The organism is Mucilaginibacter sp. P4_G9, assembly GCF_056400985.1.
Map to the genome: position 1 here is coordinate 1 of NZ_JBFUKF010000915.1, position 682 is coordinate 682.

At 32.8% G+C, this 682-nt stretch carries 1 protein-coding gene; it reads right to left on the minus strand.

The genetic code is table 11. From position 1 onward, the window contains the following. Window positions 1-74: 74 nt before the first annotated feature. Entirely contained in the window at window positions 75-446 is a 372-nt protein-coding gene (locus AC1DPZ_RS28535; protein ID WP_477409896.1) for a hypothetical protein, read from the minus strand. Between the last annotated feature and the right edge of the window lie 236 nt (window positions 447-682).

The following is a 682-nucleotide window of genomic DNA, read 5'->3' on the forward strand; positions in this document are numbered from 1 at the left end:
GCTTAAACAAGTTCATTTTATAAAACAAAAAAGCAGGTTGCAAACGCACCTGCTTTTTTGTTTTATAAATCTATTTAAATATTAACATTAAAAGCTTTATCCCTTTTGGCGCGGTTACGCAATTTAAAAAACACTACCAGGTTTAAAAAGTGCATAGCTCCTAATATCAGGATGATCCAGCCTAATTTGTAGCTCAATACCTCAACTACTACCTGGGTATTGGTTATGCCGCCGGTTTCTTTCAGGGCCAAACTCATGTAACCTATATTGATAAGGTAAAAACCAACCACCAATAGCTTGTTTACAGAATCGGCCAGTTCATTATTGCCGTGAAAAATGTCTACCAGGAAAATGCGCCCGTTTTTAAATAATACCCTGGCAACCCATACTGTTAATGCAATGCTTACCAACAGGTAAACAAGGTAAGTTAAAATAAAGTAGTTCATGATTGTGTGATTTTTATTGTATACAAATTATTGAATTTTCAGAAAAAAATGAAATATAAAATTAAAAAAATATTACTTAAATATTTTGAATATTGAACCAAAAAACCAGCTTTCTTCGGCTTTCAGCATAGTTTCTAAGGTTTTGTTCACGTTTTTTGCCAGCTTATTAATATCTGCTACCGATGTTTTAAAAGTTTTATAAGCGGGATCTTTTTCATCCCCTTTAACCTCTGATA

Coding starts and splice junctions, on each gene's coding strand:
- AC1DPZ_RS28535 (WP_477409896.1), bottom strand. CDS start 446: ATGAACTACTTTATTTTAACTTACCTTGTTTACCTGTTGGTAAGCATT.